The following is a 26,751-nucleotide window of genomic DNA, read 5'->3' as shown; positions in this document are numbered from 1 at the left end:
CTGATCAAGCTGCCCTCTAGGGCGGAAAGGAAGTGTTATGCGTCTCGTCGCTGACGTGCGCCGCGTGGTGCTGTTGTCTCTGAGTTTCTGGATGCAGGTGTTCGGCCTCGCTGTGCTCGTGCTGCCGGAGCTCTGGTATCACGTGACCGGGCAGGACTATGACCCGAATGTCGCCTGGTGGCTCGGTGTGCTGCTGCTGCTCGCCGGCATCGTCGGGCGGGTTTACCAGCAGGGGCTGTCGCCATGGAAGGAATGGCTCCGCATCATAGCCGTCGCGGCGATCGTCTTCGCGTTGGCGCTGCTGCTCGCGTGGCCCTCCAACGCAAGCCCCTTGGCTGGCAGTCCGGCAACCGAGGCACAGACGCTCGACATCGCGGTGCCGTTCATTGCGAAAGAAGAGGGCAAGCGCAACCGCGCCTATCGTGATGCCGTGGGCGTCTGGACGATCTGCTACGGCTCGACGCGCGGCGTACACGCCAACATGGTACTGACCGACCAGCAATGCCTCGACCTTCTCAAGGTCGAGGTGGCCGAGCATCGCACCGGGCTGCACAGGTATTTCACCACGGAGACGATCAACGTCCGCCTGCCTGCAACGCGTGATGCGGCCTACACCTCGCTGGCCTACAACGTCGGCCCCGCCGGGGCGGGAAAGAGCACTGCAACGCGCCGCCTCAACGCTGGTGATGTCTCGGGCGGCTGCCAAGCCCTGACCTGGTTCGATAGGGCCGGCCGTAGGGTCCTGCGCGGCCTCTTCGAACGTCGCAAGCGTGAGGAGGCGCTTTGCATGATAAGTGCGAGCCGATGATGCTTGCCTTCATCGCGCCGGTTCTGGCCGTCCTCGGCCCGGTCTGGACTTTCTGCATCAGCCGCGTCGGGCTGCCGCTGATCGTCGGCGGCGGCATCATCCTATTTTACGAGGGCCTGCCGCTCGGCCCGCTGCGCGACATCCCCTTTGTCGGTCCGCAGCTGACCGGCCTCGTCGGCGGGCGCGTCGATCGGGCATATGGCGCCGGCCAAAAGGCCGAGGACGCACTGTGGCAGGAAAAAATAAAGCTCGCCACCATCGCGAAGGCGGCCGACAACAAGACACGCCAGCAGGACGTCGACGCCGCCGCACAAGCCTACATCGACAAGCAGCATAGCGACGCCGGCCGCATGGCCGACCTGGTGCGCGCGCAGAAGGACCAAGACAATGCACCGCCCCTTTCGACCAATCCTTCTGGCTGCAAGCGTGATGGCATCTCTGCAGGGGTGTCAGAGCGCCTCGACGCCATCGGTCGATAGCCTTGTGCCGAAGCCGACCGCTCACGTCGATCCAAGCGTGATGCAGGATTGCGTCGGCGTGGTCGATATCCCTCATCGCTTCGTCTCGACGGAGGAGGAGACCCGGTTGCACGCGGAAGATCGCCGCCGGCTTGGGGACTGCGTTCGCCTCAACCACGCCAAGGGCGATACCATCCAGGCGCTCGTGAAATGAGCGCAGCAGTGCCCCAGCGTCTTCGCGAACTCGACCCGGAAACGATCCTCTGGCTCGATCGCCTCGACAGCAAACAGCGCGAGGCCCTTATCTGGGCTGGCCGGCTGGATCCTCTGCGGCGCGAACGGCTCGACAAATTTCTCGATCTGAACGAGGACCATTTCGAAGCCGGGTTCGCCGTCGTTCAACTCTGGACGCGCTTGCGCTGGCTGGGCTCCACATCGATGTGGATCATTTTGACGGTTGCGGGGTTGTTACTGGCACTGACGCAGATAGTCGACCAGCTGAAAGGACCGAAGCCGTGAGGCTGCCGCGCACCGCTTCCGAAGTTCTGACCGGTCTGATTTTCCTCTTGGCCGGCGCTCTCGGGGTGCTGCTCTACCTTCAGATAGCGCAGGCGCTCCCCCTGTAATTCCTTGCACATCACCTCCAGTCTCCCCATCGGCTTCGGCCGGTGGGGGCTCTTTTGCGTTAGGCGACAGGAAGGTCGGACAGGCAAAGTCCCTTCACCCGCGTCATGTGGATCATCATCGCCGGCATCCTCACGGCGATCGTGACCTTCATAATCAAGGGCGGCTTCGCAACGTGAGCGATCCGCTGAAGCTCTACCTGAAGCACGTCTCAACGATCAAAATCAGAACGGTGAAGCGGCAGCTTGCTGAGATCGCCGGTTGGGCCCTCGTGCTCGCGGGCGTTCTTTGAAGAATTCGGTTAATAAGCGGCCTCGGACCCTTCCAATTTCGTATATGTCACACTGACTTCTAGTGCCATTGGACGAGGCGCGGTCTGTGAGGCGTTATGGAAGTGAGTAAATCCGGGCTTTGGCTTACCAGTTTTTCCGTGATCATCATCCCGGTGCTCACGGTCTGTTTGAACGCTGTTTTCGCCAACTGGCAGACACGACAAAGTGTTGAACTCCAAGAGTTCAACAACGCCTACACCATCCTTTTGAATGACAAGGCGCCGAAGGAGCTCCGGGATTGGGCCACCGACCGGGTTGTCCGATATGTGGCTGACCATCGTGACGTCAATTCTGATGGCGTCGATAGACGCATCGCACTGTCGACTTTGATGACCGACGCAGATTTCCGGAAGCTTTACTGTTACGCACCCCCACCCAAGCTCGTGGAAATGTACAAAGAGAGCCTGGAAAAATATGGTATCCTCAAAGAGAATTATATTGCTTCGAAAGAGGGGTTGGACAAACTGAGGCGACTGCCGCAAAAGGAGCTCTTCGAGATTGCGGCGACGTCTCAGGGCCAGATACGGTCTTTGGTAAACACCGGCAACGCGATGATCAGCGCACAGCAGAAACTTTGTGAACTGGCGCAGACGCCGCCGCCTGAGGAGAGTCTTACCCCGCCTGTTCCCGCCCCAGAGCTAGTCCCAAACTCACCATGACGGGACCCTGGCGGATTAGAGGTTGTCCAACGACTCGAGCGTCATTGTCCCGCCGGCGAACGTCGAATAAGCCAGCCGCGCCACTGGCACATCGCCGGTTAAGCGTGCTGGCCGAAGCCGCGGGTTCGAGCGTGGCGGGCGCGAGTGACGTCCGAGGTCAGCTTTGTTGTCACCGATCGATCCTTCGACGATCGCCCGAAAAGATAGCCCACGGTCAATGAGATTAGGCCCGAAAGGGCTGTCGCTGCATCCTTGTAGGAAAAACTGTCGCCCCCAGCCCATCTTACCGAGAAGATTATCAGGACGGCAGATGCCACGAGGGTGATCACGCTGCGACGTTTGCGGCAACACTATCCCGAGTGCCAAATATTCCACCTATCAAGCCCCGATCAATCTTGCTTTGCTCTCTCTGGTAGTGACCTTCTATTACTTTCCCGGCCAGGTTAGCATCTTTGGGCAGCTTTAGCTCTTCCATCGCAGGTCACCTTAGCTAAGTGTATAGTGCAAGATGCGGGTGACATTGGCACCGTCCCCTGGACGCGCTCTTCGAGCCCGCCCCGTGCCTAGGTGGCAGCTTTCAGGCCGTCTGCACCCGGAGACGGGGTAAGGTCTTTTCGTATTTCGTTGGGAACAGAACCGACTTCGTGTATGTTAACCATTATCGTCGGCAACTGCCAAAGGACGCCGGCGGCTGAGAGACAGCGACCTAGCGCTCCCGTCTGCATCAAGACCGGAGCGAGTCATGTCCGACCATTCCGTCAAGTATTTTTCACGCGCGCGCCTATCCGCGGATGACGTTAGGCTGATTGCTGAAGCGAGGAAGGCGATTGACCGCTCCCAGCAGAGATTGCGGGACACCAGGCCATTGACCGACCCCCACCGGCTAAGCCCGCATCTGACCCGGAACTTTGTGTCCATCGCCGAGACGGGGCACGAATGGCGCGTCATTGTCGAGGAGGCCGGTATAGGCACCGTCATTCGTTCCTTCAGGCATCGCCTGCCGGCCTTCAACTTTGCCCAATGTCAGGTGATGCGGCTTGGTCTCGACAAGATCAGCTCGGTCTACGGTGTCAGCGATGCGTCTTGCATTGCTGTTGGTCCCGAGGGGAACGTCAGGCCTGTCCCCCGCCGTTCCAGCTCATGACGCTTGCTGATGACATTGAGATGGTGCGAGGGCACGTCAGGCTCGGCAGACAGCACCTTGCCCTGCAGCGGGAACGGATAGCCAAACTACAACGCCTCGAACTGCCAGCTGCCGAGGCGATTGAATTCCTCGAACTCGTTGAAAGCATGCAGGAGCTTCACGAACTGCACTTGTCGCGTTTGCTGGAAAAGGAAGCGGGGCACGATGCAGCCTAGATATCGGGGGCCCGGCCTTCGAGGGCATCGAGGGGACCATGGGCGCACAGGCCTGGCCTTTGCCCCGTTGGCAGCGAGGCAAGTCTGGACTACCGTTCGGCGACTGACGTCAGAACTTTAGGCGTAACTAATAAAAAGCCCGCCGCACGCGCCAGACCAAGTTGCCAGATCTGCTCCGACGGAGCCGGAGGCTCCGGTTCGTGAAAGCAATTCCAATCTCGGCATCATGGTTGTTCTCGCAACCACCCTCACACTCGCAGCCGTGATCTCCTCCACATTATCGGTCCACATGCTGACGGTTTTGCAGAGAGGGGGCATGACGCTTGCTGCCGCGGTCGCCCTCGGAGCTGTCGTCGGTCCTGCGCAGGTAGGAGCTCGAGCGATCGAAATGCTGGTTGCTCGTTACCATCATCCGATCTGGACCAAATGTGCATCTGTGACTTTCGTGGCGATCGGCGTCTCGGCACTGTGGGCTGGCCTGCCATACTGGCGTGGGAATTAAAGCAAGGTCGCTTCGGTCGGCGTTAGTCGTGGAAGCCGCTGCTGGGGACAGAAAAGCCACAGGCGGCGTTACTGGACGGCCACGGTCTCGCCGATGATGCATTGGCACAGTGACTCGTCGCTGCTAGAGACCGCTATTTTTCCACTCCAAGGCGAAGCCGGACCGAAGCCTCTAGGTCTTTGGCAAAACCAAGTGCGAACTGAAGAACCGTCGTTTCATTCGAAGCGACAGATCCTTGGCCCTCAATGGCGATCGGCAGTTCTATTTTGCCGCCGGTGGAGGTCACGCGAACATTAAATAGAAGCTGGCCACCGGGCCGCTCCTCAACGGTTATCAATTCGAGAGTTGCCATTGTCACTATCCCACCGGTTACCCAAACCCCAACCTTGCCTCGCCGGGATTGCAGTTTGAGGCGCTAATCACCAGGGCGGCTGTTGCGGTAGACATCTTGGGCCAATGAAGGGCTGGTTCAAATCAGGCGATTGCGTTCCGCGAGTTCGCGTGCCCGCCTCAGAGTGCCGTCAGTGTCAGCAATCCTGCGCCTTGCTGCTTCGTCGGTTCTGATCGTCAGCCGAGCTGAGATAATCTTGGGTGACTTCGCGACCGCGACGATCACGAGCGGCCGTGCATCCGGTGTTTTCATGGTTCTCATGGGTCTTATCCTTTCACGTGAAATGACTGCAGGGGCAGTCGACATTCGCGATTATCCGCATGGCCGGGCCAGGAGCCCTGAACCGCATTATGGGCTTGCCAATCAGGATTCCCGGCCGGCCTCTTCCCGCCGCTTGGCGTCCTGAATATTCAGTTCACCAACAATCTTTTCCGCCCGGCGCGTCTTGATGCCGACCATCATCTTCTTCTCGAACTCGGCAGGTTGGCCGGTGAAGATATCGAAAACGGTCCAGCTGTTCGGCTCGTCCATCCTGAGCGCGTAGCGGTTTGCCATGCTCGCATCCTTCTCGTTTTCGCCTCTCGCCAGATGCCGACCAGTTCAGGCTTTAAGATAATAAAAACCGAGGCCAGCAACAGCGACAATCCAGAGCGCGACACACGCCTCAAGGCGAGTGGACCGAATGAAGAGAGCGCCACACCCATGCGTTTCGCCGCAGTCTCCATGCCATTCGCACTAGCCCGCCCCGTCGGGACAGGTAACGACCCCTTGATGCCAAGCTTGCCAAACCTGCGAGGCGGTTCACGCATGGACAAGACCCTGGCGGTGCTCAAAATGCCAGGCTCCTCGGTTGGCGCGGCTGTCGGGCGATCATCCTCCAAGGGCACTTCTTTCTTGTCGCGGAACGGGTGCGCATACCCCTCTATAAACAGATTGCCTCGCGATAGATAGGATCACCGAAATTATTTGTCGGGCCCGCTAAATTATCGGCCGGAATAATTGCGAGACTCGGAAAATATCGCGCCGGATGACGTGAATTCCGGCCGATTTTCTTGACCCTGTATTTCGCTTTGTTATTTGGCCACGAGAAATAAAACGCAGCGACCACCTTGTTAACGGCGCAATGGGGGCGCATATATAAAATTCGTTGATTTGGTCGAAGTGGCATTCAATCCTCGCCACGTGCCTCCGAATTGTCGATAGTGAATGCATTGCGTCGCTCCCGGCGCGGCATGTCGCTTCGTTCGAACATTGTTTCGCGGTTGGGCTGAATTTGAAGCGGAAGGCGCATGTGCGCGTTTCCGCAGAAAGCCGCAAGTGACCACTCGCACCACGCCGACCTTCATACGCCTCGCTGAGGAGTCTCTCGAAGGCGCTTCGCGCACGGCATGGCGCCGCGTGGCCGCGTTCACCAGCCATCTCCGCGCGGGGGTCCAAGGAAAATTGGTGCAGATTGAGCCGGCCTTACTCGAGGCGGCGCTCGACAAGGACCGGAGACAACCATGACCACCCTCATGCAACGCAACGCACGACCCATCCAGCACGGAGCCCCGGCGCGCCTTTTTGACATCGGACAGGCGGTCCGGTTGAAGGGCGGTCTCGGCGTCGGTCCAAAGACCGGCGAAATCTACCATGTCACTCGTACCCTGCCTCCGAGGGGAAACTCGCCGCAATATCGCATCCGCAGCGACGCCGAACCGCACGAGCGGGTGGTCACGGAGGACAGGCTGGAACCGGTCGCCGAGGTATCGCACGGCGGCATAAGGCTCATCGAAAGGACATTCGACATGGCCAAGGGACAGAAACGCTCGAACAGAGAGATCAGGAAGCCGAAGCAGAAAAGCTTCCGCTGAAGCCTGAGAGCGCGTTCGGCCAAATCAAAGGCGCGAGCGGCATCCACACCCAAAGCAAGAGCAAGGGCTGACGGCAGGATGTTTGCGCGCGACGGGCTCGGATGAAGGTCGTGATGGAATTCTATCGCACGCGCGTTGCCGACGACGCGCACGCCGTCGTCGGCCGTGAGACCGTAGAGGCGGCCGACCTCGACGCGGCGATTGAGATCGCGCTGCTTCTGGCAAGGACGCTGAACATGCCGCAGTGGCCAGATGCGGTCGCAATTGCCGACGCCGACGGGACGACGATCTACTCCGGCGTCATTCCCGCGCAGGCGGGGACAGACAAAGGGCCGCCACCATGAAGGCGAGTAACCAGCGCACCGATGCCGCTCGCGAACCCTCGGCTCGTCCAGGCGAGGAAAATGCAGCCGGCGCGCAGGCATGCGCCTTTAGAGACCGCCAATATGGCCGCCGGGTCGAACCCGATCGTTCCTGGACGGTTTATCACGTCTTCACTGGCATCCCGGCATATGTGGACGGCGCCTTCATGATCGGGCTCAGCCGTTCGGAAGCGACCAAAAGCATGCTGTCCCTCAACCTTCGCAACAGCGAGCGCCGCAAGGCGAGGACCGCCGCGCGGTCATTCACCGCCGGCGCTCCCGAAACACCGGCAGGCCAGTCATGACGCTCGCCTTCCCGAACCCGAGCCGAAGCTTCGATGAAGCACGCAATGCCGTCTGCTTCATCGGCTATGACGGCATGTTTCAAGTCCGTTTCTTCATCGAGGCCGAGGCGCTGGCAAAATCCGGCGTTGCCCTGGGCGGAAACGGAAGCGCCGAGAAGGCCTGTCTTTCGGCATTTGACGCGTTGCGGCCCTCCATCCAGGACCTCGCCGGGAAAGTTTATGCCCGCAACCGCCGCGATTCCTATACTTTGACCGCCGCGGATTTCCGGTAGCAGCGTCCGGTGCGATCAAAGCGGGTAAACAATACGCCCCTGCCACGCTCGTCTTTGCATGCAATCGGGCGTAGGGTGCACGATGGCAGCCAAGATTCCGGTTCCGTGGTTGTCTATGGCCGGTCCGATCGGCTTCACTCTCTTTGAGCCTGTCGCACAGGCATCCGATTTCCTGTTTGACCATTGGCCTGGAAACGACAGCCTAGCTTGGAGGGACGCGATGAAGTGCTGCGCCGGAGATGCTGCTGCCGAGGACGCGATTGTCGCATTTCTCACCGCGCTTGAGGCTGCGGGCCATTTTTGCCTAGGGAGACTACCATACCTGCATACGGAGAGTTCGAATGGCGATGAAGCCAAACTATCAATACGAGCGGAGTCAACGAGACAAGGCAAAGGCGGCCAAGAAAGAAGCTAAGCTTGCGGGTAAAGCTGCGAAGGAGAAACCTTCATCCAAAGAGCAGAAAGAAGCGCGAGAGCCCGCTGCTGACGAAAGCTGAGGCATGGCGATGACAAAGCGCGAGACGGATACCTTCGAAATCGACGTGGAGTGTCCCCGTTGCCATTATCAGGCAAAGACCCTCGTCGGCTGGATTCGTACTCACACCCAGATGGAATGCTCCAACTGCGGCGACATCATTGACATTGAGAGCAAAAACTTCAGGTCGCATGAACAGCGCTAGGGAAGCTCTATGATACCGTCCGAGCTGCGGTCGCCGCGCCTTGCCGTCCTGATCGATGCCGACAATGCGTCGGCCAAGATCGCCGATGGGCTGTTCGAGGAGATCGCCAAGATTGGCGAGGCCAGCGTGCGTCGCATCTACGGCGATTTTTCAAGCTCGCGCTCGAAAGCGTGGGCCGACGTTCTTTCGAAGCACGCAATCATACCCCAGCAGCAGTTCGCCTACACCACAGGCAAGAACGCCTCGGACATCACGCTCGTCATCGACGCGATGGACCTCCTCCATAGCGGTCGGTTTGACGGTTTCTGCCTGGTTTCCTCCGACAGTGATTTTACCCGGCTGGCCGCCCGCATCCGCGAGCAGGGCATCGACGTCTTCGGCTTCGGCGAACAGAAAACGCCCGAGAGTTTCCGACAGGCATGCAGGCGATTTGTCTATACCGAGAATCTGCTTCCGTCTGCGCCGGGCAACGAACCTGAGGCGGTATCGAGCGTGAAGCCATTGCAACCGCCCTCAGCGGCCGTGCCGATCATTCGGAAGATCATCGCGCAGATGGAAAGCGAGGATGGCTGGGTTCCGCTCGGTGCGGTCGGCACGCAGCTTGCCAATCTGGCCTCCGACTTCGATCCCCGCACCTTTGGTTTTCGCAAGCTGAGCGATCTCGTCCGCAAGACGAACGCGTTCGAAATCGACCGCCCGGAGGGCGGAACGTTGCGCATCAGAATCAAACCGCAGGCAGCGCGGAGGGGAGGGCGGAAGACGTGACCGGTACGGCGCAGCTATCCGAGTCCTTGCAGGTTGGCTATTTATCGACCGTCTGGCTTTTCCATGCTCGCCCGGTCCTGTTCGGTGCGCAGCTGGTCGAGCAGATCGATCAAGGCTTCGCCTTCGGGCGAGCCAGGCCCGCGGGCCATGAACGTCTCGATGTCAACCTCGGAGGGTTGACCGCCCGAGGCCCGGTTTGGCTCATGCCTCACGAAAATCTCATCGCGCTCGCCGACCTTAACGACCAGCCAGCGGTCGCCGTTGGAACTTGTGTAGAATGCCCGTGACGGGTTTGACATGGCGGACCTCCTTTGACCTGTCTGCAAACGGCATCACGCTGGTCGTCTGTTCATGTCGGTTGGCCAGGTAACTACCCTCGGCGTGCGGATAGATATATCCCGCGTGTCCCTCGGCAAGCCCGCTCCGTTATTGCCCCACCAGGATACCAGCCTCGCGCGCAGCCAAAGCGAACGCCCGCCGAACGCTCGATATGGGCTTTTTGTCCGCGCTGGCATCGTGGCAAGCCTGGAGCGCGGCGCGATGTGACGGTCCACGCTTGCCCGGCCACTTCCGAAGCAGAAATGACGAGCATTCGTAAACGTCAGTGATGATCGTCTCGGCGCCTTGAGCACTGGCCCGAACAGTCACCGGCTGAGTGAATTTGGGATTTTGCATCGCTGTCCTTAGGGCATCGACGCCTGGATAGCGAGGCAATTCCACGTTCCGCCCCAATTCGCGCGGGACCTCCCAGTTCGCCGTCAAGCCGTTTTCTTGACGCGAGGTGTTTCTCCTGGTCGAGGATCTGCTGAGCAGCTTATGCGTCTTATCGTGCTCGAGCTCCTGCGCCCATTCCCCAAAGAGCCGGCCGGGCAATGTCATGGGTGCTCAACCGCCTGGCAGGCCGCCAGCAAGCCGGACTTGAGAGCATGAGGCCGCCGACTTCCAAGCGAGGCCCTTCGATGAAGTGCATTTCCAAGTCTTCTTGCCGGTCGACTTGAACACCTGTTCGATTTTCCTGAGGTGACCCTTCCTTTCCTTAAGGTAGTCCTCCGCGGGGGAATTGGCATGGAGAACGAGCGGACGCAACGATTGGTTCTGTTCAACGCCTGGCGTCTATCCGCCACTCGCGGTGATCGTCCCGCCATCCAGGTCGGATGGTGGATTACGCAATCAGCTGCCGAGTGTCATTCCAGAACCGCCTCGCCAGTTGGAAGCTCGTCCGTCAGTGAAGAATTATTTCCGGCCGCGCCTTGCTTAGAAGACAGAGTGGGCCTATGTTGCAAATATCGATCTTGTCTGTCGAACTTTGTTTCTGACGCGATACGCGTCTTCGGCGATCTTCTCCTCTCAAAATCGATCTGAACTGTTTGCCGTGTGTCTTGCACGGCAGGCAATTTTCTATGGATGATTGAAAGGAAATCGCCATGAATACGGGAACCGTTAAGTTCTTCAACGCGACCAAAGGCTTCGGCTTCATCGAGCAGGGTGGCGGCCAGCCGGACGTCTTCGTCCACATCTCCGCTGTCGAGCGGGCGGGTATGCGCTCACTTGTCGAGGGCCAGAAACTCAGCTTCGATCTCGTGAAGGACAACCGCAACGGCAAACTCGCGGCCGAGAACCTGCAAGCCGCATAAATTGTTGCGCGGGCCGTTGACCACGGATGTACTGGCATTGGCCACAGAGCGCAGATGAGAGAGGTCGGGCAAGCCCGACCTTTTTTCTTTTCCTGGTTGGAGACCGCATCGTGCGACACCCTGAAATACCGCAAGGAATATTCAAACCCAAACCGACCGCGATCGAAACGAAGCAGGACGCCACAACCAGGGCAGCCCGCCAAATTGTCAACGGTGAAGCCGCCGCCCGAGAACAGAAGACCGAGCGGTTAAGGCTGGCGAGGCTTGCCAGTGAGGCAACAAATATATCCACGCCGACGGCGAAGAAGCGAACGAACGGGCGTAAGCACGGCTAAGCTGTATCAGCGAAACGATCCGGGCACCCTGGGACGAGCCGTTTGCCGGGGCAAAGTCTTAGAAATTTTCGCTACAAAGGCGGCGCAAAGTGCGCATCTGCCCTCTCGCTGAACGGGGTAAGAGGCCCGGCCTGATACGCCCAAGTCCCGCTGACTTCCCCGCCCAGGCCGGGTCGCCCCAGCTCCACTTGAAGGCGAGCTACGTGGCCTCGTCAGTCACCCAACCCATGGACTTTCGGGCGCCGGTCTCCAACGGCCCGGCCAGTCATCTTGGTAGCTGCGGCCTCCGGTCTGTCCTCGCTCGCGACCTTGTGAGAGGTCGCGGCTTCACCGGACATAGTTCAAACCCTACGGCTATCATTGCTTCCCGACCTTAGAGGGGATCTTCTCGCGCCTTTTTCGCGCGAACAACTGCACTGTCTGAGCGCGGCCATAAACGCCTCGGCTGCCAGGTCGCATTTGCGCTTGGACGGACCGTTGCTCTGGATCACAATTTCGGCCTGCCTGGTTGTCAGGCCGTGCTTTGCCGCAAACTCGTCTATGTCGGCTCCCGTCCAGCACGACCGCTTCAAACCTTGCATTTTATTTCCTGGTCCCGAAATCGTGAGGAGCCAACGCGGGACCGTCGATAAGGTTTCAGATCAACGTCGAGAGCCCTCAACTCGGCTGGTCGCCAGAGGCGCCTTCTCGTCGACGGCTTATGGAGCGTCACCACGCTCTCGTACTCTTTCCGTTCTGGCCGCTGAATGGCAGGCAACTTACATAGCCAGGGCTATGGCCTCGGCTGGAACCTGCCGCCACCACAGCCTTACTCGACGATTGCAACCGACTGGGCCGACGGGATGTCCTTCATCCCTAGGCTCGAGCAGTTCTGTTTGATGGTCGTGCTGCCGGACCACTGGATCTTGTCGGCAACGACCTGGGTGCAGCCGCCGCTCCCCGAGAAGTTGCCCAGGTAGTTGACCTGCTGCTTGGGGAAATAGATGGCACCGGTCAGAAGCGAGCTCGCGGTGCCGTTGAAGGTGCTTGATGTGCTGGTGCCAGTCCTGTCGCCATAGAACAGCACGCCCGAATAGGTGCCCGAGGTCGGCGCGCTCAGCGTCACCGTGGCGTTGCCGTTCATGCTGACGGTGTTGCTGCCGGACATGAACATTGTCACACCGGTTCCGGATACGACCGCGCCGGCGTTCACTTTCAGGCTACCCTGGACGACATAGGTGCCGGGCTGCAGCGTGACATTGCCCTTGAGGTCCATGCCGCTGCAGTAAGTTCCGGGCTGGAGTGTTTGCGACGACTTGCTGCCGTTGACGGTCTTGCACGGGTTGCCAGCCGCCGGTGCCGGCAGGCTGGAGAAGGGGTCCGACGCCGGCAGGGCCTGGGTGATCGGAGACTTGCAGACGGTGGTCACCGGGTTGCTGAGCGAAACGCCGCCGACCGCGATCAGGCAGTCGGCCTGAAGCGCCGCCGAACCCTGCACCTTGACGGCATCGGACTGAGCCGAATTCGACATGACCGAGCACCCAGTCAGCTTGACGCTGGTGTTGCCCGAGAAGAGCGCCGCCTGGTAGGCCGACGGATTGAGCGCCAGCACACAGGCCTTGGAGCGTCGGTGATGAGCGCTACCGCTCTGGCGCGCTCCGGCACTTTGCTCTCGGAGAAGATCGAAGTGAAGATGCGATCAAGGTTCTGGTTGAGGATGACCTCCACCGCCTTCTTGGCCGTGTTCGGCCCCGAGGTCGGCGGCGCGTGGACGGTGATAGTACCATTGCCGAGGCCGTTGTCGGTCGCCGACTGGGTAGCGGCAGCAGTGATCGTCGCCGTGTCGGATCCAGCGATCTTTTCCAGCGCGCCTGCATAGGCGGCGGCGTCCTCATCTGTGCCGGTTTCGAGCATGGGGTTCAGGAGGCTCGTGCATCGCCGCTTAAGAACAAGCGTTGAACGAATGCTTATTGGCCCAGGAGGGGTCCGAAGCCTGTGGGAACAAGCAAAAGGCCCGTCGCTTGGCAACGAGCCTTCTGACCTGCCGGGCGGGAGAGTGTTATACCGCCTAGCGGCTAGTTCACTTCCGTTTCGGCGTATGCCTTAGCGATGCGCGATCAGCTGACAGAGCTGTCGTAAGTCGCGGTCATAAGTATCCTGACTGCTGAGCACGTCCACGCAGCGTTTTTTCATCCGGACCAGTTGTGCGCCGGACATGTCGCCGACGACACTGACCATTCTCGCGTTGCTCGGATCAGGGGGATTGGTGGGATTGGACAGGCTGCTCAGACGCCTTGCGGTCCCGGCACCTGCTGTGACACCGCTTATTCCGACATCGGCTGCAGAGCCAAACACGTTCGCGTCACCGGTCGTCGCCGCGAGCCCTTGTGTTACGCCCTTTGTACCACCCAGCATTGCATCAGCTCCGGCCCTCAGGGTTTTAGGACCGTCCACCGTGGCACCCAGTCCGGTCGTGATCCCATCTGAACCTCCGACAGTTGCGGCAGCTCCGGGCCTCAAGGTATTAGGACCGCCCACCGTGGCACCCAGACCGGTCGTGATCCCATCTGAACCTCCGACAGTTGCGCCAGCTCCGGCCCTCAAGGTATTAGGACCGCCCACCGTGGCACCCAGACCGGTCGCGATCCCATCTGAGCCTCCGGCAGTTGCGGCAGCTCCGGCCCTCAAGGTATTAGGACCGCCTACCTTTGCACCAATCCTGGCCTTCAAAATCTTGGTCTTGCCTACCGTCGCGCCAGCGCCGGAGTCGATCACAGTCGGGTCGCCTACCGTGGCCCCGAGACCTGCGCTGCCACCGCTCGATCCGACCGAAGCTCCCAGCCCGGCGTTAATGCCGCCAGTTAGGATTTTAGTAGAATTCCGCTGAGGAAGCCGTCAGCAATTTGGCTCACCGGGCTTGAGCTAGCTGTGAGTTCTGACGATGCTTGCTTCAGCCATAGTGAAGACGGGGTTTTGGCAATGTCCCGGTGAATTGGACACCAACCCGGTCGTTCCTGCGCCACCGCAAAACGGACTGGTAGGCGACGCCGTCGGTCGGCACATATAAGACGAAACGTTCAGGCACACGCGCTTCGACGGCCACCTTAAGTTCAGCGCCGCCATTGTTCTGGTTTCGGATCGTGCAACTGATTTCGGAGTTCGTGATTCCGTTGATGATCGCCGCGCCTTTTAGGACGCGCTGTCGCCGTTCTCGGCGATTTTCCATTTCTCCGCACGATCACGCGTCGGACCGGCTGACGACCCAGATGAGAGCCAATTTTCCGCTCTCCCCTTGTCATTCGGAAAATCGTTCCTGTCTAATTCTATAAACTAAGTAGATTTTGAGCCGACGCTCAGATGGAGCGGGCAATCGAGGGGTGAACCCTCCGCTCAAAGGATCGATCTCATGCGAAAACTGATTTCCGCCGCCCTGGTCGCGCTCGCAGCGGCGGCCACTTCTGGAATGGCTCATGCCGACGAGAAGAAGGTCGTCATTGCCTACCAAACCGGGGCTAATCCCTATAACCTTGGCATCGCCAATGGCGACCTTGCCAGGAAGACCGGATGGAACATCGAATTCCGCCGCTTCAATTCCGGCGCCGACATCTTCGCCGCCATCGTATCCGGCGATGTCCAGATCGGCGATGTCGGATCGAGCCCGTTTTCGGCTGCCGTCAGCAAGGGCCTCGACGTGAAGGCGTTCTACATCTCGTCCGTCTCGCGCGACGGCGAGGCCCTGGTGGTGCGGCCGGAAATCAAGTCGCCGGCGGACCTGCGCGGCAAGAAGCTTGCTGCGGCGCCGGTCTCGACCGACCATTACCAGCTTCTCGCGGTGCTCAAGCAGGAAGGCATCTCCGAGAAGGAAACCCAGGTTATCGCTATTCCGCAGCCCGAGATCGTCGCGGCCTGGAAGCGCGGCGACATCGACGGCGGCTTCGTCTGGGATCCAGCGCTTTCCGAGCTGAAGAAGAACGGCAAGGTCCTGCTCACGGCCGGCCAAGTCGCTGATCGCGGCGCGCCCACCTTCAGCGCGCTGGTCGTCACCGGCGCATTCGCCAAGGCCAATCCGGAGTTCCTCGGCCAGTATGTCAGGCTGATCGACGGCTACAACCAGGCCTATCTGAGCAACCCGGCCGCCTGGGGGCCAGACTCCGAGAGCGCCAAGCTGATCGCGAAATTGCAGGGCGGCACAGCGGCCGAGAATTCGGAGCAGTTGAAGACGACGGTCGTCCCGCCGCTCGACGAACAGGTCTCAGACAAATGGCTGGGCGGCGGCGAGAAGAGCGCGGTGGCGAAAATCCTCAAGGACACCGCGGGCTTCCTGAAGGACCAGCACAAGATCACCTCGATCAAGGACAGCTACGCGGCCTTCGCCGATCCGCAATATGCGGCAGTGGCCAAGGCCTCGAACTAGCAATCCCTGAAGGAAACGCCGATCTGGCTGGCACGCCAGCCAGATCGCCTGGAGGCCACCATGCTTCGAATCCGCGATGCCAGCGTCACCTTTCCGGGTTCCGACGGCCAGCACGTACACGCGCTCGATCACGTGTCGCTCGATATCGCTCCCGCTTCCATTGTTGTCGCGGTCGGCGCTTCCGGGTGCGGCAAGTCGACATTGCTGAACGCGATCGCCGGCTTCCTGCCGCTCACCGAAGGCACGATCACGTTGGACGGACGCGAAATCGCGGCGCCGGGCGGCGATCGCGGCGTCGTGTTCCAGAAAGACACCCTGCTGCCCTGGGCTAATGTGCTGGACAACGTCGCGCTCGGCCTGAAGTACCGGAGCGTCTCGCGCGGCGAACGCCATGAGCGGTCGAGGCACCTTCTTGAACTGGTCGGGCTCGCCGATTTCGCCGAAAAGCCGCCCTACGAACTGTCGGGCGGCATGCGCCAGCGCGTCGGCATCGCCCGGGCGCTGGCCACCGATCCGAAAATCCTTTTGATGGACGAGCCATTCGGCGCCCTCGACAGCCTGACCCGCGAGACGATGCAGCAGCTTCTGGCTTCCGTCTGGGCCAAGACCGGCAAGCAGATCCTGTTCATCACCCATTCGATCGAGGAAGCCCTCACACTCGGCACGACCATCGTCGTGATGTCACCCCGGCCGGGCCGCATCATCGCGCGCTTCGATGCCGATTTCGTGCGCGATTTCGCCGAAAGCGGCGATATCGGGCCGATCCTGTCCCGCCCGCGCTTCATCGAGCTGCGGCAGGAAATCCGCTCGCTCATCCACCAGCCGGAAGGCGCCCGCAGAGGAACCTTGCAATGACGCTCGCCGCCAATTCCCGAACCCCGTTCCCTCCCGCCACGGCTCAGCTGAGGCCGTCTCCCCGGCCGCGCAGCTCAGCATCGGCAAGCACGTTCGGCATCAGCCTGGTGACGGTGGCGGGGCTGATCGCATTGTGGGCACTCGCAGCGCAACTCGGCTGGGCATCGTCGCTCTTCCTGCCATCGCCGGCCGACGTATTGACCCAGTTCAACGCCGTCGCGGCCGATGGCTATGCCAATGGCACGCTGCTCGACCACACGCTGGCAAGCCTTGGCCGCATTGCCGCGGCCCTCGGCATCGGCATTTTCGTCGGCATTCCGCTTGGCCTGCTCATGGGGCTCAATCGTTGGGTAAAGGGCATCTTCAGCGTGCCGATTGATCTCTACTGGGGTTTGCCGCCGCTGGCCTACCTGCCGCTGCTGATCATATGGCTCGGTATCGGCGAAACCTCCAAGATCGTTCTGCTCTCGCTGTCGACCTTCGCGCCGATCTGCTTCGCGGCACAGGCGGGTGTGCGGTCGGTGCCCGTCGAACGCATCAACGCCGCGCTGTCGCTCGGCGCCAGCCGGCTGCAACTCTTTACCAGCATCATCCTGCCGTCCGCTCTGCCGGAAATCCTGACCGGCCTGAAGATCGCCATCGGCGCCGGACTGTCGACGCTGGTCGCGGCCGAGCTGATCGCAGCCCAGTCCGGGCTCGGCTACATGATCATGTCGGCGGCCAATTTCCTGGCGACTGACGTCGTGTTCGTTGGCCTCATCGTCATCGCCGTGCTCGCCTTCGCCTTCACCAGCGGCATGCGCTGGCTGGAACATCGCCTCATCCCCTGGAAGGGCAAGCTCTGAGGCTTGCTCCCATAGATTCCGCAATCATTGAAGGAGACAATCCGATGTCCGGCAACAGCACCCGCCCGCTCGATATCTACTGGTACCTGCCGACCCATGGCGACGGCCCCTATCTCGGCACCGACGAGCGGCACCGGCCGGCAACCTTCGGCTATCTCAAGGAAATTGCGCAAGCCGCCGATCGGCTTGGCTTCCAGGGCGTGCTCCTGCCCACGGGTACACGGTGTGAGGACGCCTGGATCGTGGCCGCCGGGCTGATCCCGCTGACCGAACGGCTGAAGTTCCTGGTGGCGCTGCGGCCGGGCAGCGGGACGCCGGCCCTGTTCGCGCGCCATGCGGCCACGCTGGACCGCATCTCCGGCGGCCGGGTGCTGCTCAACGTCGTTACCGGGGCGGATCCTGCCGACCTTGCCGGCGACGGCAACAAGCTCGGTCATGACGAGCGCTATGCCCAGACTGATGAATTCCTCACGATCTGGCGCCGTATCCTGTCCGGAGAGCCGGCGGACTTCGAGGGCAAGTATCTATCTGCTCACGGCATCGACATATCTTTCCCGCCGGTCCAGCAACCCTATCCGCCACTTTGGTTCGGCGGGTCTTCGGAGGCGGGCATCGAGGTCGCCGCCAAACACACGGACGTCTATCTGAGTTGGGGTGAACCCGTCGAGCAGGTGAAGGAGAAGTTCGATAGAGTCAGGGCACGAGCGGCGGCTCAAGGTCGCAAAATCCGCTTCGGATTGCGCATAAACCTGATCGTGCGTGAAACGGAGGAGGAGGCCTGGGCGGCGGCGGATCGACTGATCAGCCGCGTCACCGACGACGTGATCGCTGAAGCCCAGCATCAATTCACCAAGGTTTCGGAGTCGGTCGGGCAAAAGCGCATCTCCGCTCTGCACCAGGGACGCCGCGACAAGCTGGTTATAGCTCCCAATCTATGGGCCGGATTGGGTCTCGTCCGAGGGGGTGCCGGCACCGCGCTTGTCGGGAGTGCGGAAAGCGTTGCTGCCCGCATTCGCGAATATCAAGAGATAGGGGTGGAGACGGTTATTGCCTCGGCCTATCCGCATCTGGAGGAAGCTTTCAATGTTGCCGAGCTGCTGTTTCCACGGCTCGGACTGCAGGGTGAATTGCCCCTTAAGGAGCGCGGCTGGGATCTGGAGTTTGGGCGCGGCCGGGGCGCGGGCGTCCGAGTAGCGGCGTCTTAGGCAGGTCGAGGAGAGAAGTGGTGCGCGCAGCATCGCTGGTGCCGTGCCAGGCCCGCTTACATCTGAGTTTGACCATCGGAGTTCGGCTTATGTCAAATCCATCAATCGTCGGTTTTTCGGGGAACTTCAGCCGACCCTCGAAGACCCGCGCTTTCGTCGACCTCGTCGTTCAGAACATCGCAGGCCGCCACCACCTTTCCCATCGAACCTATGATGTCGAGGATGTCGGTCCCTCGCTGGGGGCCGCCAAATCGCAGCGCGACCTCGACGCGCAAGCCCAAACCGTAGTTGCAGATGTTGTCGCCGCGGACATGCTCGTCGTCGGCTCTCCGACATACAAGGGTAGCTATACCGGGCTGTTCAAGCATTTTTTCGACTTGCTCGATCCAACGGCCTTGAGAGGTAAGCCCGTGCTTCTCACAGCCACCGGGGGCGGCGAGCGCCATGCCCTTGTCGTTGAGCATCAACTCAGGCCGCTATTTGGCTTCTTCGAGGCCTTCGCGCTGCCCACAGCCGTGTACGCGACCGACAAAGACTTCACCGATGGTGTGCTTCGGTCCGAACTGATCCTGAAGCGAGCGGCGCAGGCGGTTGATGAAACCGCGGTTCTGCTAGCCACCAAATCCGGTCTCAGAATAGCCGCCGAATAGATCCATGCCGCGGTGCTTCAGCGGGAAGTGTAGCGTCTCGCCTTCCGGGTCGCGGCAAGCGGGCGCGGCGGCGCGGGCTTCTCCCGAGACTGCGCTCGCCCAGGGGCGCTAATCGGGCCTTGGCTCTACCAGACCGGCATCGACGTGATCAGGTAGACGCGCGTGCGTTGGCCTCGCGACTGACGCGGTCGTCATGGCGTCCGGCGGCAGGAGGATTACCATCTTCGCCCCTTCATCAGGCCAGAGAGGCTTGCCTGCCAGCAGGAACACAGTGGCGACAAGGCACATCAGGAGGATGGCGGCGCAGAGGTTGGCAATCATCTCGCCCAGTTGCACAGCGGTTTCTCCCAATGAAACACCCGCCGCTTCGCAGGTCGCGGCGGGTGGTTGATCACAACAACTGACTGACGATGAAGGGACATGTTACTCGCCAGTCCCGACTCCAATGGCATAGCTGGCAATATGTTTCGTCGATGCGACCTTTGAGTTGGAAGGTTGGACGTTGGTCTTACACGGCGGAGCTAAACCTCTAAGCCCCACGGGGCGCGCACCAGCAACTCATTGGCGCCTGGAGACCAAGTGAGCGCGTAGGCGCATCGCGCGGCTATCGCCAGAGCTATCGCCACGGCGAAAGAAGACAGGTTGTTCCTCGCCAGCACTATTTAGGATCACCAGCCCTCGAACCGCCGTGGGCTCCGCCGCCGTAGCTGTGCCGTGCAAGGCTGGAACCTTCCAACGTCGATCAGACGAGTTGCGGCCCGGTAGCCTTTGGGTGCGGCGTTTGGGTGCGGCCACCGGGCCTTGGCCGGCAGGAGACATAGATGGCCGGCGCGCGAATACATGCGCATCTGCTAATACATGGAAATTCAGCCGAAAGGTCGAACCTGCCTTGAACCACCAACATGACGGCCGGACGCTGCAAGGACGCATCGACGTGGGCATGGCTGTTACCGGTGGCTGCCTCGATTGCCATCGCCATCAGAGGCTCGATCCGCCGGCGCTGCGCGACCGCTTCGGCCCTGACGCTCCCGCAATGACGTGGGACTTGAGGCCGAAAATGAAATGCGCGGTCTGCGGCGGCAAGCGGATCACGCTGACCTATTCGCCCGGCCCCAGCCCGAAAAAACCTCAACAAATGACCTCAGACGCCTACGCCGTCGGCGAGGGCAGGTCGGCTGACGAGCGGGCAACGAGACGGAGCTGGGCAGTTTGTAGCTCAGGGCTGCGGGGAATTGAGCCAGCTTGAGTAGCCCGCCGGCTCCGGTCGGCGGGCATCTTGTCGACCCATGGAATTGAGCAATGCGGCGATGACCTCGGCCGGAGGTTGAACGCCTATGAAGCTGCGGACAAGCCCATTTGCACGGCTTTCCCAGTCTTGTCTCGGAAGACAATCCTCTACGACCGAACGCCGGAAGACTTCTCGGATGATCTCAAATTCAAAAGCGGAAATGAAATTAGCAGAGCGCCTGGTCATGGCTCTCTCCCTGTGGAGTTGAATTGACTTCAGCGCCCGTGTCCGGTCGATACTGCGGGCGACAACAGAAGCCTTATATCCGCTCCCATGCCCTCGTCGCTCACAATTGTTGCAATGCTCTTAAAGATGAGGACGAACGCGAGCGGGGCAGTCCGAGCCGGATACGGTGCGGTCGCCCGACTCGGAGCCCTTCTTGCCTATAGCGGGTTCCCGCTGACGGCAGCACGCGATCGCCTCACGCGCTCAGCCGGTCGACCAGCTGCCGGTGGTCCTCATCGCCGGAGCCGTCAGGCAGCGGGGCAGCCGCGTCGAGCCGGCGCAGCGCATCCATGATGTCGTCGAAGGAGACCGGCCGCTCGGTGCCCGGCGGCTGGCGCAGCGCCGGCATGGATTCCACGGCGCAAGCGTCGGATGCCCACGACGACAGGATCGCCCGCTTTTCCCATATATCTAGTGAGCCGTCCTCCAGCACATCCTGCGGGTGCTGAAAATGCCTGGCCGGCGACAGCAACCGGTCGAGCGAAAGGTCTGATATTTCGGGAGCAAGGGAAGGAATGATCGGCGAAAGTGTCTGTCGGTCCATTTCTGTCCTCCGTATCAAAAACTCCTTGTTTCGGGTGCCAATTTCTCAACTGTCCCGGCGGCGCCGACAGCCGTTAATTTTGTTAAGCTCAATCGCGAATTCAAGGCCCTCGCGATCGAATTACCGCATGTTTTCAGCGCACTAGCACTCTACGATCGAGAGCGCCAAAATTTGCGGCACCCTCTTGAAATTGGAAGAAGGCAAAATTAGCTCGAGATGCGCAAGATCGCGAGCCCCGCTCCGGGAGTGGGTCTCAGGAAAGATTGGGAGGCCATCATGGATGTGATGAGCGGCACCGGTCCAGTCCCGACGCCGACACATGTGCCGAGCGAGTTCCTCGCATATGAGGCGGAGTGCCGAGAAGCGCTGCAGCCGCTGCTTGCTGGACTGCTCGACGCGGCCGAAACCGCCGGCTGGAGACGCCGCACCGCCGCCTCAACACTGATGTTCCTGGCGGCGCAGCAGGTATCGGCAGCGGCTACGCCGGCCAAGGGCTGAACCGAAAGCTCGCCAAGCAGGCGAAATCATTTCAGATCCCGCGCTGCATCGACGAGCCGCCGATGCAGATGAGGGTCGTGTGATTGCGGGGCGATTGCGAGAATGCATGAAGGTGGTGGGATGCAGCCGACCTGGCTGAGGAACTCAGTCTTGCCCCGGCCGATGTGGCGCACTGGCTCAACGGTCGCGCCCCGGTGCCGCTTGCCGTTGCCGCCTGGAGGCGTTGGTCAAAGCCCACAAGGCGCTTCCGCCGGCGAGCCTGAGCCGGACCGAAGTGTCAGCGCCGACCGGTTCCGCGCCGCCCGCGGCTCGCCCCGAGGCCGTTGCCGCCGCGACAACTGGCCAACAGCATGATCGAGGAGAAAAGCAGCGCCGCGTTGCAGCGCTATCGGCGGCCTGCTTGCAGCCTGATTCTCGCAGAGCTCAAGCTTGTGCGCTGGTTTCATAGGAAGCGGGCAAAAGGCTATTCGGCTTCCCTGGACGGGAGCAAACGGTGGCCCCAAAGCGACCGAGCCGCGCAGGCTACGACCTCACCATACGCGGAAAGCCAAACCGGAAAGGCGCGTCTCCTATTGATGTCGGCGCCCCTCCGGATTGGCACCTTCTGCCAGGCCTCTTGAACACGGACACCGCCGAACTAAATCGTACTCCGCCGGAGGCCCATCTTGGGGGCCGGCGTGTCGGGCGGATGCAACAGCATCCGCCGACGTCAGTCTTGTACCCATGTTGCTCAGAGGAGGATGTGGCTATGAGAACCACTCTCGATTTCACCCCACTTTTCCGGTCGGGCATCGGCTTCGACCGAATGCTGAACGCGCTTGAGGCCGCGAGCCGCGGCGAAACCATCGACAGCTGGCCTCCATATGACATCGCCAAGCTCGGCGAGGACGATTACCGCATCACCATGGCGGTAGCTGGCTTCAGCCAGGACGATCTGACCCCAACCCAGGAGCAGAACACGCTCATGGCGTCCGGTCACAAGGCGGGCGAGGAGAATGGCCAGTATCTTCATCGAGGCATTGCCAGTCGCGCGTTCCAGCGCCGTTTCGAGCTGGCCGACCACGTGAAGGTGGTGAACGCCAGCCTGGTCAACGGTCTGCTGACGATCGATCTCAAGCGCGAAGTTCCTGAAGAGATGAAGCCGCGCCAGATCGAAATCGCGACGAGCGGCAAGGCGACGCCGAACTCCTCGCCGAAGCAGATCGAGGCTGAGAAGCCGGCCGCCTAAGGCATTCCGCGAGCGCACTCGCGCGCGGGCGCCGGGTCATGAGCCCGGCGCCGAATGGTGCATTGTCACAACGAACGAAAGGAGAAGAAAAATGAGCGTTCGAGATCTGATCCCTTGGGGCCGCGACAACGGCAATCAGGCGACCTTATTCCGCGCTGGCGACCGTGATCCGTTGCTGGCGCTGCATCGTGAGGTGAACCGGCTGTTCGATGATGTCTTCCGCGGCTTCGGTTCGACCCTACCTGCCTTCAGTGGCGCTTCCGCCTTCGGCGGCGGTTGGCCAAGCGTCGAGATTTCCGACGGCGAGACGGAGGTCAAGGTGACGGCCGAGGTGCCCGGTCTTGAGGAGAAGGACATCGAAGTCCTGCTCGACGACGGCGTACTCACGCTGAAGGGCGAGAAGCGTTCCGAAACGGAGGACAGGGACAGGCAGTTCTCCGAGCGCTTCTATGGCCGCTTCGAGCGCCGTCTCCCGCTCGGCTACGAGGTCAAGAAAGACAAGGTCGATGCCCGCTTCAGCAATGGTGTGCTGACCGTGACCTTGCCCAAGAGCGAGAAGGCGCAGTCGCAGGGAAAGCGCATCGCCATCAAGAGCTGACGCGTGGCAGGCGCCGGCGGCCGGCTGTAGGGCCCCGCCGGCAGCATCCATGCCAGACAGGGAGGATGAACGATGGAGAGACAGGTTGACAGATCCACCAGAGCACCAATCCCGCGGGGGTGGTCGTCGAACGACAACCGGCAGAAGCCCCTTTCGATGGGACGCTCGACCTTCCCGGGCGACGCCGTCGCACGGATCTACAAGCCGTCCCGCGCGGCGACGACTTCCGGCACGGCCCGCACGCGCGGCTGGCGTCTCGTTTTCGAGCGGCGCACCGCGCCCTTTGTCGAGCCGCTAATGGGCTACACCGGGAGCCGCGATACGCTGACCCAGGTCGAGTTGAACTTCCCGACGCTGGAGTCGGCCGTTCGCTACGCCGAGCGACAGGGGTTGTCCTATGTCGTTCAGAATGCGACGGAGCAGGCTGATGATGGGGCGACCAGGCCTGCCAAGCCCGGAAGGTCGACCTACGGCTTTTCCAACATGACACTCGACCGGCTCGGACTTGGCGCGCTTCAGGAGAGCTACGGGTGCGCCCTCGACGGCGCTGCAAACCGCAACGATCCATCCGGTCCGGAAAGCTGGACGTCGCCGATGGGCGTGGCCCGCGATCCGAAGCTGACGCTGGAGGCCAAGCGCTCGATCCTGATGAACTGGGCTTGGACGGAGTATCTGATCGATCTGGCGACCAATGAGGGCATGCCTGAAAACGACCGCCCCTCGCGCCTCGACGAGGTCCAGCAGGCGCTGCTCGCGCTCGAACGGGAGGTTGCGGCTGACCAAGCCAATTCAGGCATGCGCAAGGCGGCATGAGGTGTGCCTACGAGCGGGTCTGGAGCAAGTTCCGGGCCCGCTTTTTCAACCCCGCGGGCGTAGCCCCGCAGACAGGAGTGACAACACCAGGTCAGGGAGGCAAACAATGCTCGCTCTCACATCGAACCTCCGCGTCGTCGCCGTTGCGATGGGGGCCATTTTCTTCAGCCTCGCTCCCGTTGCTGCGCAAACGGCGGCACCGGCTGAAGCATCCAGCCTGCCGACGCTTGCGCCCATGCTGGAGCGCGTCACACCGGCCGTCGTCAATATCGCGGTCGTTTCCAAAGCCCCCAAGGAAGACAATCCGCTTTACAGCGACCCTAATTACCGGCGCTTCTTCGGGCCGGAGCAGCTGCCGCAGGCCAGGATGAGCGCCGGCTCTGGCGTGATCGTCGATCCGGCGAAGGGCTATGTCCTGACCAACAATCACGTCGCTGGGGACGGCAGCGAAATCTCGGTCACCCTCAAGGACGGCCGGCAATTCCCGGCGAAGCTGATCGGCAGCGACAAGGACACCGATATCGCGCTGCTTCAGATTGACGCTAAAAACCTCACGGCGATACAGACAGGCGATTCAGACGCCCTGAAGGTCGGCGACTATGTCGTGGCAATTGGCAATCCCTTCGGTCTCGGCCAGACCGTGACCTCCGGCATCGTCAGCGCGCTTGGCCGCAGTGGACTCAACATCGAGGGTTACGAGGATTTCATCCAGACCGACGCCTCGATCAATCCGGGCAATTCCGGCGGCGCCCTGGTTACTCTGGACGGCAAGCTGATCGGCATCAACACGGCTATCCTCAGTCCAGCCGGCGGCAATGTCGGCATCGGCTTCGCCGTGCCGAGTAACATGGTTGTTTCCGTGATGAAGCAGTTGATCGCCCACGGCGAGGTGCGGCGCGGAAAGGTGGGGATCGGCATCCAGGATTTGACGCCGGACCTCGCAAAGGCGCTGCAACTCGGAGACCTCCGCGGCGCGGTGATCGCCAATGTCGAACCCGGCTCGTCGGCAGAGAAGGCTGGATTGCAGGTCGGCGATGTCGTCACCGCGATCGACGGACATCCCGTGCAAGGCACGACCGACCTCAGAAACCGGATCGGCCTCACCCCTGCCGGAAGCACTGTCAAATTTGCCGTCAAACGCGCTAATGGCGAAGTCACGATCGACGTGACGATCGCTGCACAGGAAAGCGCGTCGGAGACGCTGGCAGGCACCCTCCTGCAGGGCGCCAAGATGAGTGACGCTTCGGCCGAGGAAGCCCAGCGGGCAGGCGCGGACGGGGTCGTCATCGAGAGCATCGAACCCGCTAGCCCGGCGGCGAGAGCGGGGTTGCGGACCGGCGACATGATCGTGGCGGTCAACCGCAAGCCGGTCTCTTCCGTGTCCGATTTGCGCAGTGCGATCGCTGGCCAGCGCGCAATACTGGCCTTGGAGCTGGTCCGTGACGGGGGGCGTCTTCTGCTGGTTGTGCGATAAACTCCGGAGCCCGCTCGACCTTCCCTCGAGAGCGGGCTCTTCCAATTTCTGGCCGTCGGGATGTTCGCTGCCTACATCACCGAGCATGGGGTGATGACGGACGGCGAGTCCCTTCGACCAACGCTCTCGCCATCAAGCGCGTTGGGAACCGGCAAGTAGGCGTTCGCCATCAGCGATCCCCCGCTAACGGAACGCTTGACGCCGTTCTCCTGCTCGATTCCCCTGATCGAGCGCAGCGATCATGTCGAAGGCAACCAAAAGAACGGCCCACCCCTGATGCCATGCAGGAGCGGGCCTGCGGAGGATAGGGGCTCCGCGCGGCAGCGCACGGCAAACAGCGGAGGGCATAGCGCCGCCGGGCCCCAAACTTACCCGAATGCGAGGTGTTCCTCGGCGTCGGAACATTTTCTTTGTGATCCGGTTTCTCGGGCAGGACCGCCCCCGTTTGAGGTCGCATGGCGTAGCGTGTGCTCGCCAACTTCACCTGGCCGGTAATGTCTCAGGCAGCACACATCATCGCGAAGACGCTCGGCACAGGCCGCCGGGCAGCGTTGGGAACGTCGTGCCGGCTATCCGCGCCATGATTGCTGCACCGGGCTTCCCGGGCTCTCGCTTGACGCCCAGCGGTTCGAGTCGCATTCCCAGCATGTAGTCTAGGCAGCGGCGGCGGCAAATAGCTTCTTCGTCACGCGATTGCGAATGGCGCCTTAGTTCGAGTATGCGATGGAATCCTTGTTTTTTACGGGGGCGGGCGCATGCTTACCGCCTCTTTCTCGACCGCCACGAAATGATTGGC

37 protein-coding genes are annotated in these 26,751 nt (G+C 61.3%); 26 read left to right on the top strand and 11 right to left on the bottom strand.

Annotated elements, in window-relative coordinates:
• Positions 1 to 37: 37 nt before the first annotated feature.
• The 7 genes from P9254_RS25100 to P9254_RS25070 all read left to right on the top strand — a co-directional run bounded on the left by P9254_RS25100 (position 38) and on the right by P9254_RS25070 (position 4,240).
• Positions 38 to 808, top strand: a complete 771-nt coding sequence (locus P9254_RS25100; RefSeq protein WP_095825907.1) for a lysozyme — start codon at positions 38 to 40, stop codon at positions 806 to 808.
• The gene (locus P9254_RS25095) at positions 784 to 1,287 is read left to right on the top strand and encodes a hypothetical protein (protein WP_127847689.1); all 504 of its coding nucleotides are present in this window, start codon (positions 784 to 786) and stop codon (positions 1,285 to 1,287) included. The genes P9254_RS25100 and P9254_RS25095 overlap by 25 nt, the downstream gene beginning before the upstream one ends.
• Positions 1,288 to 1,291: 4 nt before the next feature.
• On the top strand, positions 1,292 to 1,480 hold the full coding sequence (locus tag P9254_RS25090; RefSeq protein WP_127847690.1) for a hypothetical protein: 189 nt from the start codon (positions 1,292 to 1,294) through the stop codon (positions 1,478 to 1,480).
• Positions 1,477 to 1,785 (top strand): hypothetical protein, encoded by a 309-nt coding sequence (locus tag P9254_RS25085; protein WP_095825909.1) that lies wholly within the window; start codon positions 1,477 to 1,479, stop codon positions 1,783 to 1,785. The genes P9254_RS25090 and P9254_RS25085 overlap by 4 nt, the downstream gene beginning before the upstream one ends.
• Before the next feature lie 493 nt (positions 1,786 to 2,278).
• On the top strand, positions 2,279 to 2,881 hold the full coding sequence (locus tag P9254_RS25080; protein WP_095825910.1) for a hypothetical protein: 603 nt from the start codon (positions 2,279 to 2,281) through the stop codon (positions 2,879 to 2,881).
• Between the two features lie 742 nt (positions 2,882 to 3,623).
• Positions 3,624 to 4,025, top strand: a complete 402-nt coding sequence (locus tag P9254_RS25075; protein WP_127847692.1) for a hypothetical protein — start codon at positions 3,624 to 3,626, stop codon at positions 4,023 to 4,025.
• On the top strand, positions 4,022 to 4,240 hold the full coding sequence (locus tag P9254_RS25070; RefSeq protein ID WP_095825912.1) for a hypothetical protein: 219 nt from the start codon (positions 4,022 to 4,024) through the stop codon (positions 4,238 to 4,240). Before P9254_RS25075 ends, P9254_RS25070 begins: the two co-directional genes overlap by 4 nt.
• A 635-nt stretch (positions 4,241 to 4,875) precedes the next feature.
• On the opposite strand, the gene P9254_RS25060 is transcribed toward P9254_RS25070, so the two are convergent.
• The 3 genes from P9254_RS25060 to P9254_RS25050 form a co-directional block, all read right to left on the bottom strand.
• Positions 4,876 to 5,094, bottom strand: a complete 219-nt coding sequence (locus P9254_RS25060; protein ID WP_095825913.1) for a hypothetical protein — start codon at positions 5,092 to 5,094, stop codon at positions 4,876 to 4,878.
• Positions 5,095 to 5,211: 117 nt separating this feature from the next.
• A complete protein-coding gene (locus P9254_RS25055; RefSeq protein WP_095825914.1) occupies positions 5,212 to 5,394 on the bottom strand; it encodes a hypothetical protein in 183 nt (60 codons plus the stop codon).
• A gap of 102 nt (positions 5,395 to 5,496) precedes the next feature.
• A complete protein-coding gene (locus tag P9254_RS25050) occupies positions 5,497 to 5,688 on the bottom strand; it encodes a hypothetical protein (RefSeq protein WP_067003253.1) in 192 nt (63 codons plus the stop codon).
• Between the two features lie 947 nt (positions 5,689 to 6,635).
• On the opposite strand from P9254_RS25050, the gene P9254_RS25045 reads away from it, so the two are divergent.
• The 7 genes from P9254_RS25045 (at position 6,636) to P9254_RS25015 (ending at position 9,370) form a co-directional block, all read left to right on the top strand.
• Positions 6,636 to 6,986, top strand: a complete 351-nt coding sequence (locus tag P9254_RS25045) for a hypothetical protein (protein WP_278055457.1) — start codon at positions 6,636 to 6,638, stop codon at positions 6,984 to 6,986.
• 101 nt (positions 6,987 to 7,087) lie between these two features.
• Positions 7,088 to 7,330, top strand: a complete 243-nt coding sequence (locus P9254_RS25040; protein ID WP_095825915.1) for a hypothetical protein — start codon at positions 7,088 to 7,090, stop codon at positions 7,328 to 7,330.
• Positions 7,327 to 7,653, top strand: a complete 327-nt coding sequence (locus P9254_RS25035; protein WP_179293666.1) for a hypothetical protein — start codon at positions 7,327 to 7,329, stop codon at positions 7,651 to 7,653. Before P9254_RS25040 ends, P9254_RS25035 begins: the two co-directional genes overlap by 4 nt.
• Complete coding sequence (locus tag P9254_RS25030) at positions 7,650 to 7,925, top strand: DUF1488 domain-containing protein (RefSeq protein WP_095825916.1); 276 nt, start codon at positions 7,650 to 7,652, stop codon at positions 7,923 to 7,925. The genes P9254_RS25035 and P9254_RS25030 overlap by 4 nt, the downstream gene beginning before the upstream one ends.
• A 58-nt stretch (positions 7,926 to 7,983) precedes the next feature.
• Positions 7,984 to 8,340, top strand: a complete 357-nt coding sequence (locus P9254_RS25025) for a DUF982 domain-containing protein (RefSeq protein ID WP_336619672.1) — start codon at positions 7,984 to 7,986, stop codon at positions 8,338 to 8,340.
• Entirely contained in the window at positions 8,267 to 8,422 is a 156-nt protein-coding gene (locus P9254_RS25020; protein ID WP_164747239.1) for a hypothetical protein, read from the top strand. The genes P9254_RS25025 and P9254_RS25020 overlap by 74 nt, the downstream gene beginning before the upstream one ends.
• Before the next feature lie 195 nt (positions 8,423 to 8,617).
• On the top strand, positions 8,618 to 9,370 hold the full coding sequence (locus P9254_RS25015) for an NYN domain-containing protein (protein ID WP_066999207.1): 753 nt from the start codon (positions 8,618 to 8,620) through the stop codon (positions 9,368 to 9,370).
• 41 nt (positions 9,371 to 9,411) lie between these two features.
• On the opposite strand, the gene P9254_RS25010 is transcribed toward P9254_RS25015, so the two are convergent.
• Positions 9,412 to 9,669: a hypothetical protein gene (locus P9254_RS25010; RefSeq protein WP_066995590.1), complete on the bottom strand. Its 258-nt coding sequence runs from the start codon at positions 9,667 to 9,669 to the stop codon at positions 9,412 to 9,414.
• Between the two features lie 127 nt (positions 9,670 to 9,796).
• Positions 9,797 to 10,249 carry a DUF982 domain-containing protein gene (locus P9254_RS25005; RefSeq protein ID WP_245322461.1) on the bottom strand — a complete coding sequence of 151 codons (453 nt, stop codon included), beginning with the start codon at positions 10,247 to 10,249 and terminating at the stop codon, positions 9,797 to 9,799.
• A gap of 545 nt (positions 10,250 to 10,794) precedes the next feature.
• Between P9254_RS25005 and P9254_RS25000 the strand changes: the two genes are divergently transcribed.
• The gene (locus P9254_RS25000) at positions 10,795 to 11,004 is read left to right on the top strand and encodes a cold-shock protein (protein ID WP_095825918.1); all 210 of its coding nucleotides are present in this window, start codon (positions 10,795 to 10,797) and stop codon (positions 11,002 to 11,004) included.
• 1,143 nt (positions 11,005 to 12,147) lie between these two features.
• On the opposite strand, the gene P9254_RS24995 is transcribed toward P9254_RS25000, so the two are convergent.
• On the bottom strand, positions 12,148 to 12,930 hold the full coding sequence (locus tag P9254_RS24995) for a DUF7305 domain-containing protein (protein WP_245458903.1): 783 nt from the start codon (positions 12,928 to 12,930) through the stop codon (positions 12,148 to 12,150).
• A 21-nt stretch (positions 12,931 to 12,951) separates the two neighbouring features.
• On the opposite strand from P9254_RS24995, the gene P9254_RS24990 reads away from it, so the two are divergent.
• Complete coding sequence (locus P9254_RS24990; protein WP_245458904.1) at positions 12,952 to 13,197, top strand: hypothetical protein; 246 nt, start codon at positions 12,952 to 12,954, stop codon at positions 13,195 to 13,197.
• Positions 13,198 to 13,421: 224 nt separating this feature from the next.
• On the opposite strand, the gene P9254_RS24985 is transcribed toward P9254_RS24990, so the two are convergent.
• Positions 13,422 to 13,733, bottom strand: a complete 312-nt coding sequence (locus P9254_RS24985; RefSeq protein ID WP_127248617.1) for a hypothetical protein — start codon at positions 13,731 to 13,733, stop codon at positions 13,422 to 13,424.
• Positions 13,734 to 14,268: 535 nt separating this feature from the next.
• Positions 14,269 to 14,544 carry a PilZ domain-containing protein gene (locus tag P9254_RS24980; RefSeq protein ID WP_127248618.1) on the bottom strand — a complete coding sequence of 92 codons (276 nt, stop codon included), beginning with the start codon at positions 14,542 to 14,544 and terminating at the stop codon, positions 14,269 to 14,271.
• Between the two features lie 180 nt (positions 14,545 to 14,724).
• Here P9254_RS24980 and P9254_RS24975 point away from each other — a divergent pair, with 180 nt between their 5' ends.
• The 5 genes from P9254_RS24975 to msuE all read left to right on the top strand — a co-directional run bounded on the left by P9254_RS24975 (position 14,725) and on the right by msuE (position 19,287).
• On the top strand, positions 14,725 to 15,732 hold the full coding sequence (locus P9254_RS24975; protein WP_127213887.1) for a taurine ABC transporter substrate-binding protein: 1,008 nt from the start codon (positions 14,725 to 14,727) through the stop codon (positions 15,730 to 15,732).
• Positions 15,733 to 15,792: 60 nt separating this feature from the next.
• Positions 15,793 to 16,587 (top strand): taurine ABC transporter ATP-binding protein, encoded by a 795-nt coding sequence (locus P9254_RS24970; protein ID WP_095825922.1) that lies wholly within the window; start codon positions 15,793 to 15,795, stop codon positions 16,585 to 16,587.
• Positions 16,584 to 17,432 (top strand): ABC transporter permease subunit, encoded by an 849-nt coding sequence (locus P9254_RS24965; protein ID WP_095825923.1) that lies wholly within the window; start codon positions 16,584 to 16,586, stop codon positions 17,430 to 17,432. The genes P9254_RS24970 and P9254_RS24965 overlap by 4 nt, the downstream gene beginning before the upstream one ends.
• A 44-nt stretch (positions 17,433 to 17,476) precedes the next feature.
• Complete coding sequence (gene ssuD / locus P9254_RS24960) at positions 17,477 to 18,637, top strand: FMNH2-dependent alkanesulfonate monooxygenase (RefSeq protein ID WP_095825924.1); 1,161 nt, start codon at positions 17,477 to 17,479, stop codon at positions 18,635 to 18,637.
• Between the two features lie 89 nt (positions 18,638 to 18,726).
• The gene (gene msuE / locus P9254_RS24955; RefSeq protein WP_278055449.1) at positions 18,727 to 19,287 is read left to right on the top strand and encodes an FMN reductase; all 561 of its coding nucleotides are present in this window, start codon (positions 18,727 to 18,729) and stop codon (positions 19,285 to 19,287) included.
• Between the two features lie 108 nt (positions 19,288 to 19,395).
• Here msuE and P9254_RS24950 read toward each other — a convergent pair whose 3' ends face one another.
• From P9254_RS24950 to P9254_RS24940, 3 genes are all read right to left on the bottom strand, one after another.
• The gene (locus tag P9254_RS24950) at positions 19,396 to 19,623 is read right to left on the bottom strand and encodes a polymerase (RefSeq protein ID WP_095801592.1); all 228 of its coding nucleotides are present in this window, start codon (positions 19,621 to 19,623) and stop codon (positions 19,396 to 19,398) included.
• An 880-nt stretch (positions 19,624 to 20,503) separates the two neighbouring features.
• Positions 20,504 to 20,761, bottom strand: coding sequence for a hypothetical protein (locus P9254_RS24945; RefSeq protein WP_127213886.1), 258 nt, complete (start codon positions 20,759 to 20,761; stop codon positions 20,504 to 20,506).
• A gap of 235 nt (positions 20,762 to 20,996) precedes the next feature.
• Entirely contained in the window at positions 20,997 to 21,344 is a 348-nt protein-coding gene (locus P9254_RS24940) for a hypothetical protein (RefSeq protein WP_095801591.1), read from the bottom strand.
• 276 nt (positions 21,345 to 21,620) lie between these two features.
• Here P9254_RS24940 and P9254_RS24935 point away from each other — a divergent pair, with 276 nt between their 5' ends.
• From P9254_RS24935 to P9254_RS24915, 5 genes are all read left to right on the top strand, one after another.
• Positions 21,621 to 21,842, top strand: a complete 222-nt coding sequence (locus P9254_RS24935; protein ID WP_095801819.1) for a hypothetical protein — start codon at positions 21,621 to 21,623, stop codon at positions 21,840 to 21,842.
• Positions 21,843 to 22,590: 748 nt separating this feature from the next.
• Complete coding sequence (locus P9254_RS24930) at positions 22,591 to 23,070, top strand: Hsp20 family protein (protein ID WP_278055447.1); 480 nt, start codon at positions 22,591 to 22,593, stop codon at positions 23,068 to 23,070.
• Between the two features lie 91 nt (positions 23,071 to 23,161).
• Complete coding sequence (locus P9254_RS24925; RefSeq protein ID WP_127213884.1) at positions 23,162 to 23,668, top strand: Hsp20/alpha crystallin family protein; 507 nt, start codon at positions 23,162 to 23,164, stop codon at positions 23,666 to 23,668.
• A gap of 72 nt (positions 23,669 to 23,740) precedes the next feature.
• Positions 23,741 to 24,481, top strand: a complete 741-nt coding sequence (locus P9254_RS24920) for an ETC complex I subunit (protein ID WP_127213883.1) — start codon at positions 23,741 to 23,743, stop codon at positions 24,479 to 24,481.
• 106 nt (positions 24,482 to 24,587) lie between these two features.
• Positions 24,588 to 25,955: a DegQ family serine endoprotease gene (locus P9254_RS24915; RefSeq protein ID WP_127239601.1), complete on the top strand. Its 1,368-nt coding sequence runs from the start codon at positions 24,588 to 24,590 to the stop codon at positions 25,953 to 25,955.
• The last annotated feature ends 796 nt before the right edge of the window (positions 25,956 to 26,751 follow it).

This window comes from Mesorhizobium sp. WSM4983 (assembly GCF_029625765.1).
Classification (GTDB): Bacteria; Pseudomonadota; Alphaproteobacteria; order Rhizobiales; family Rhizobiaceae; genus Mesorhizobium.
This window is presented reverse-complemented; position numbering and strand designations above follow the sequence as displayed.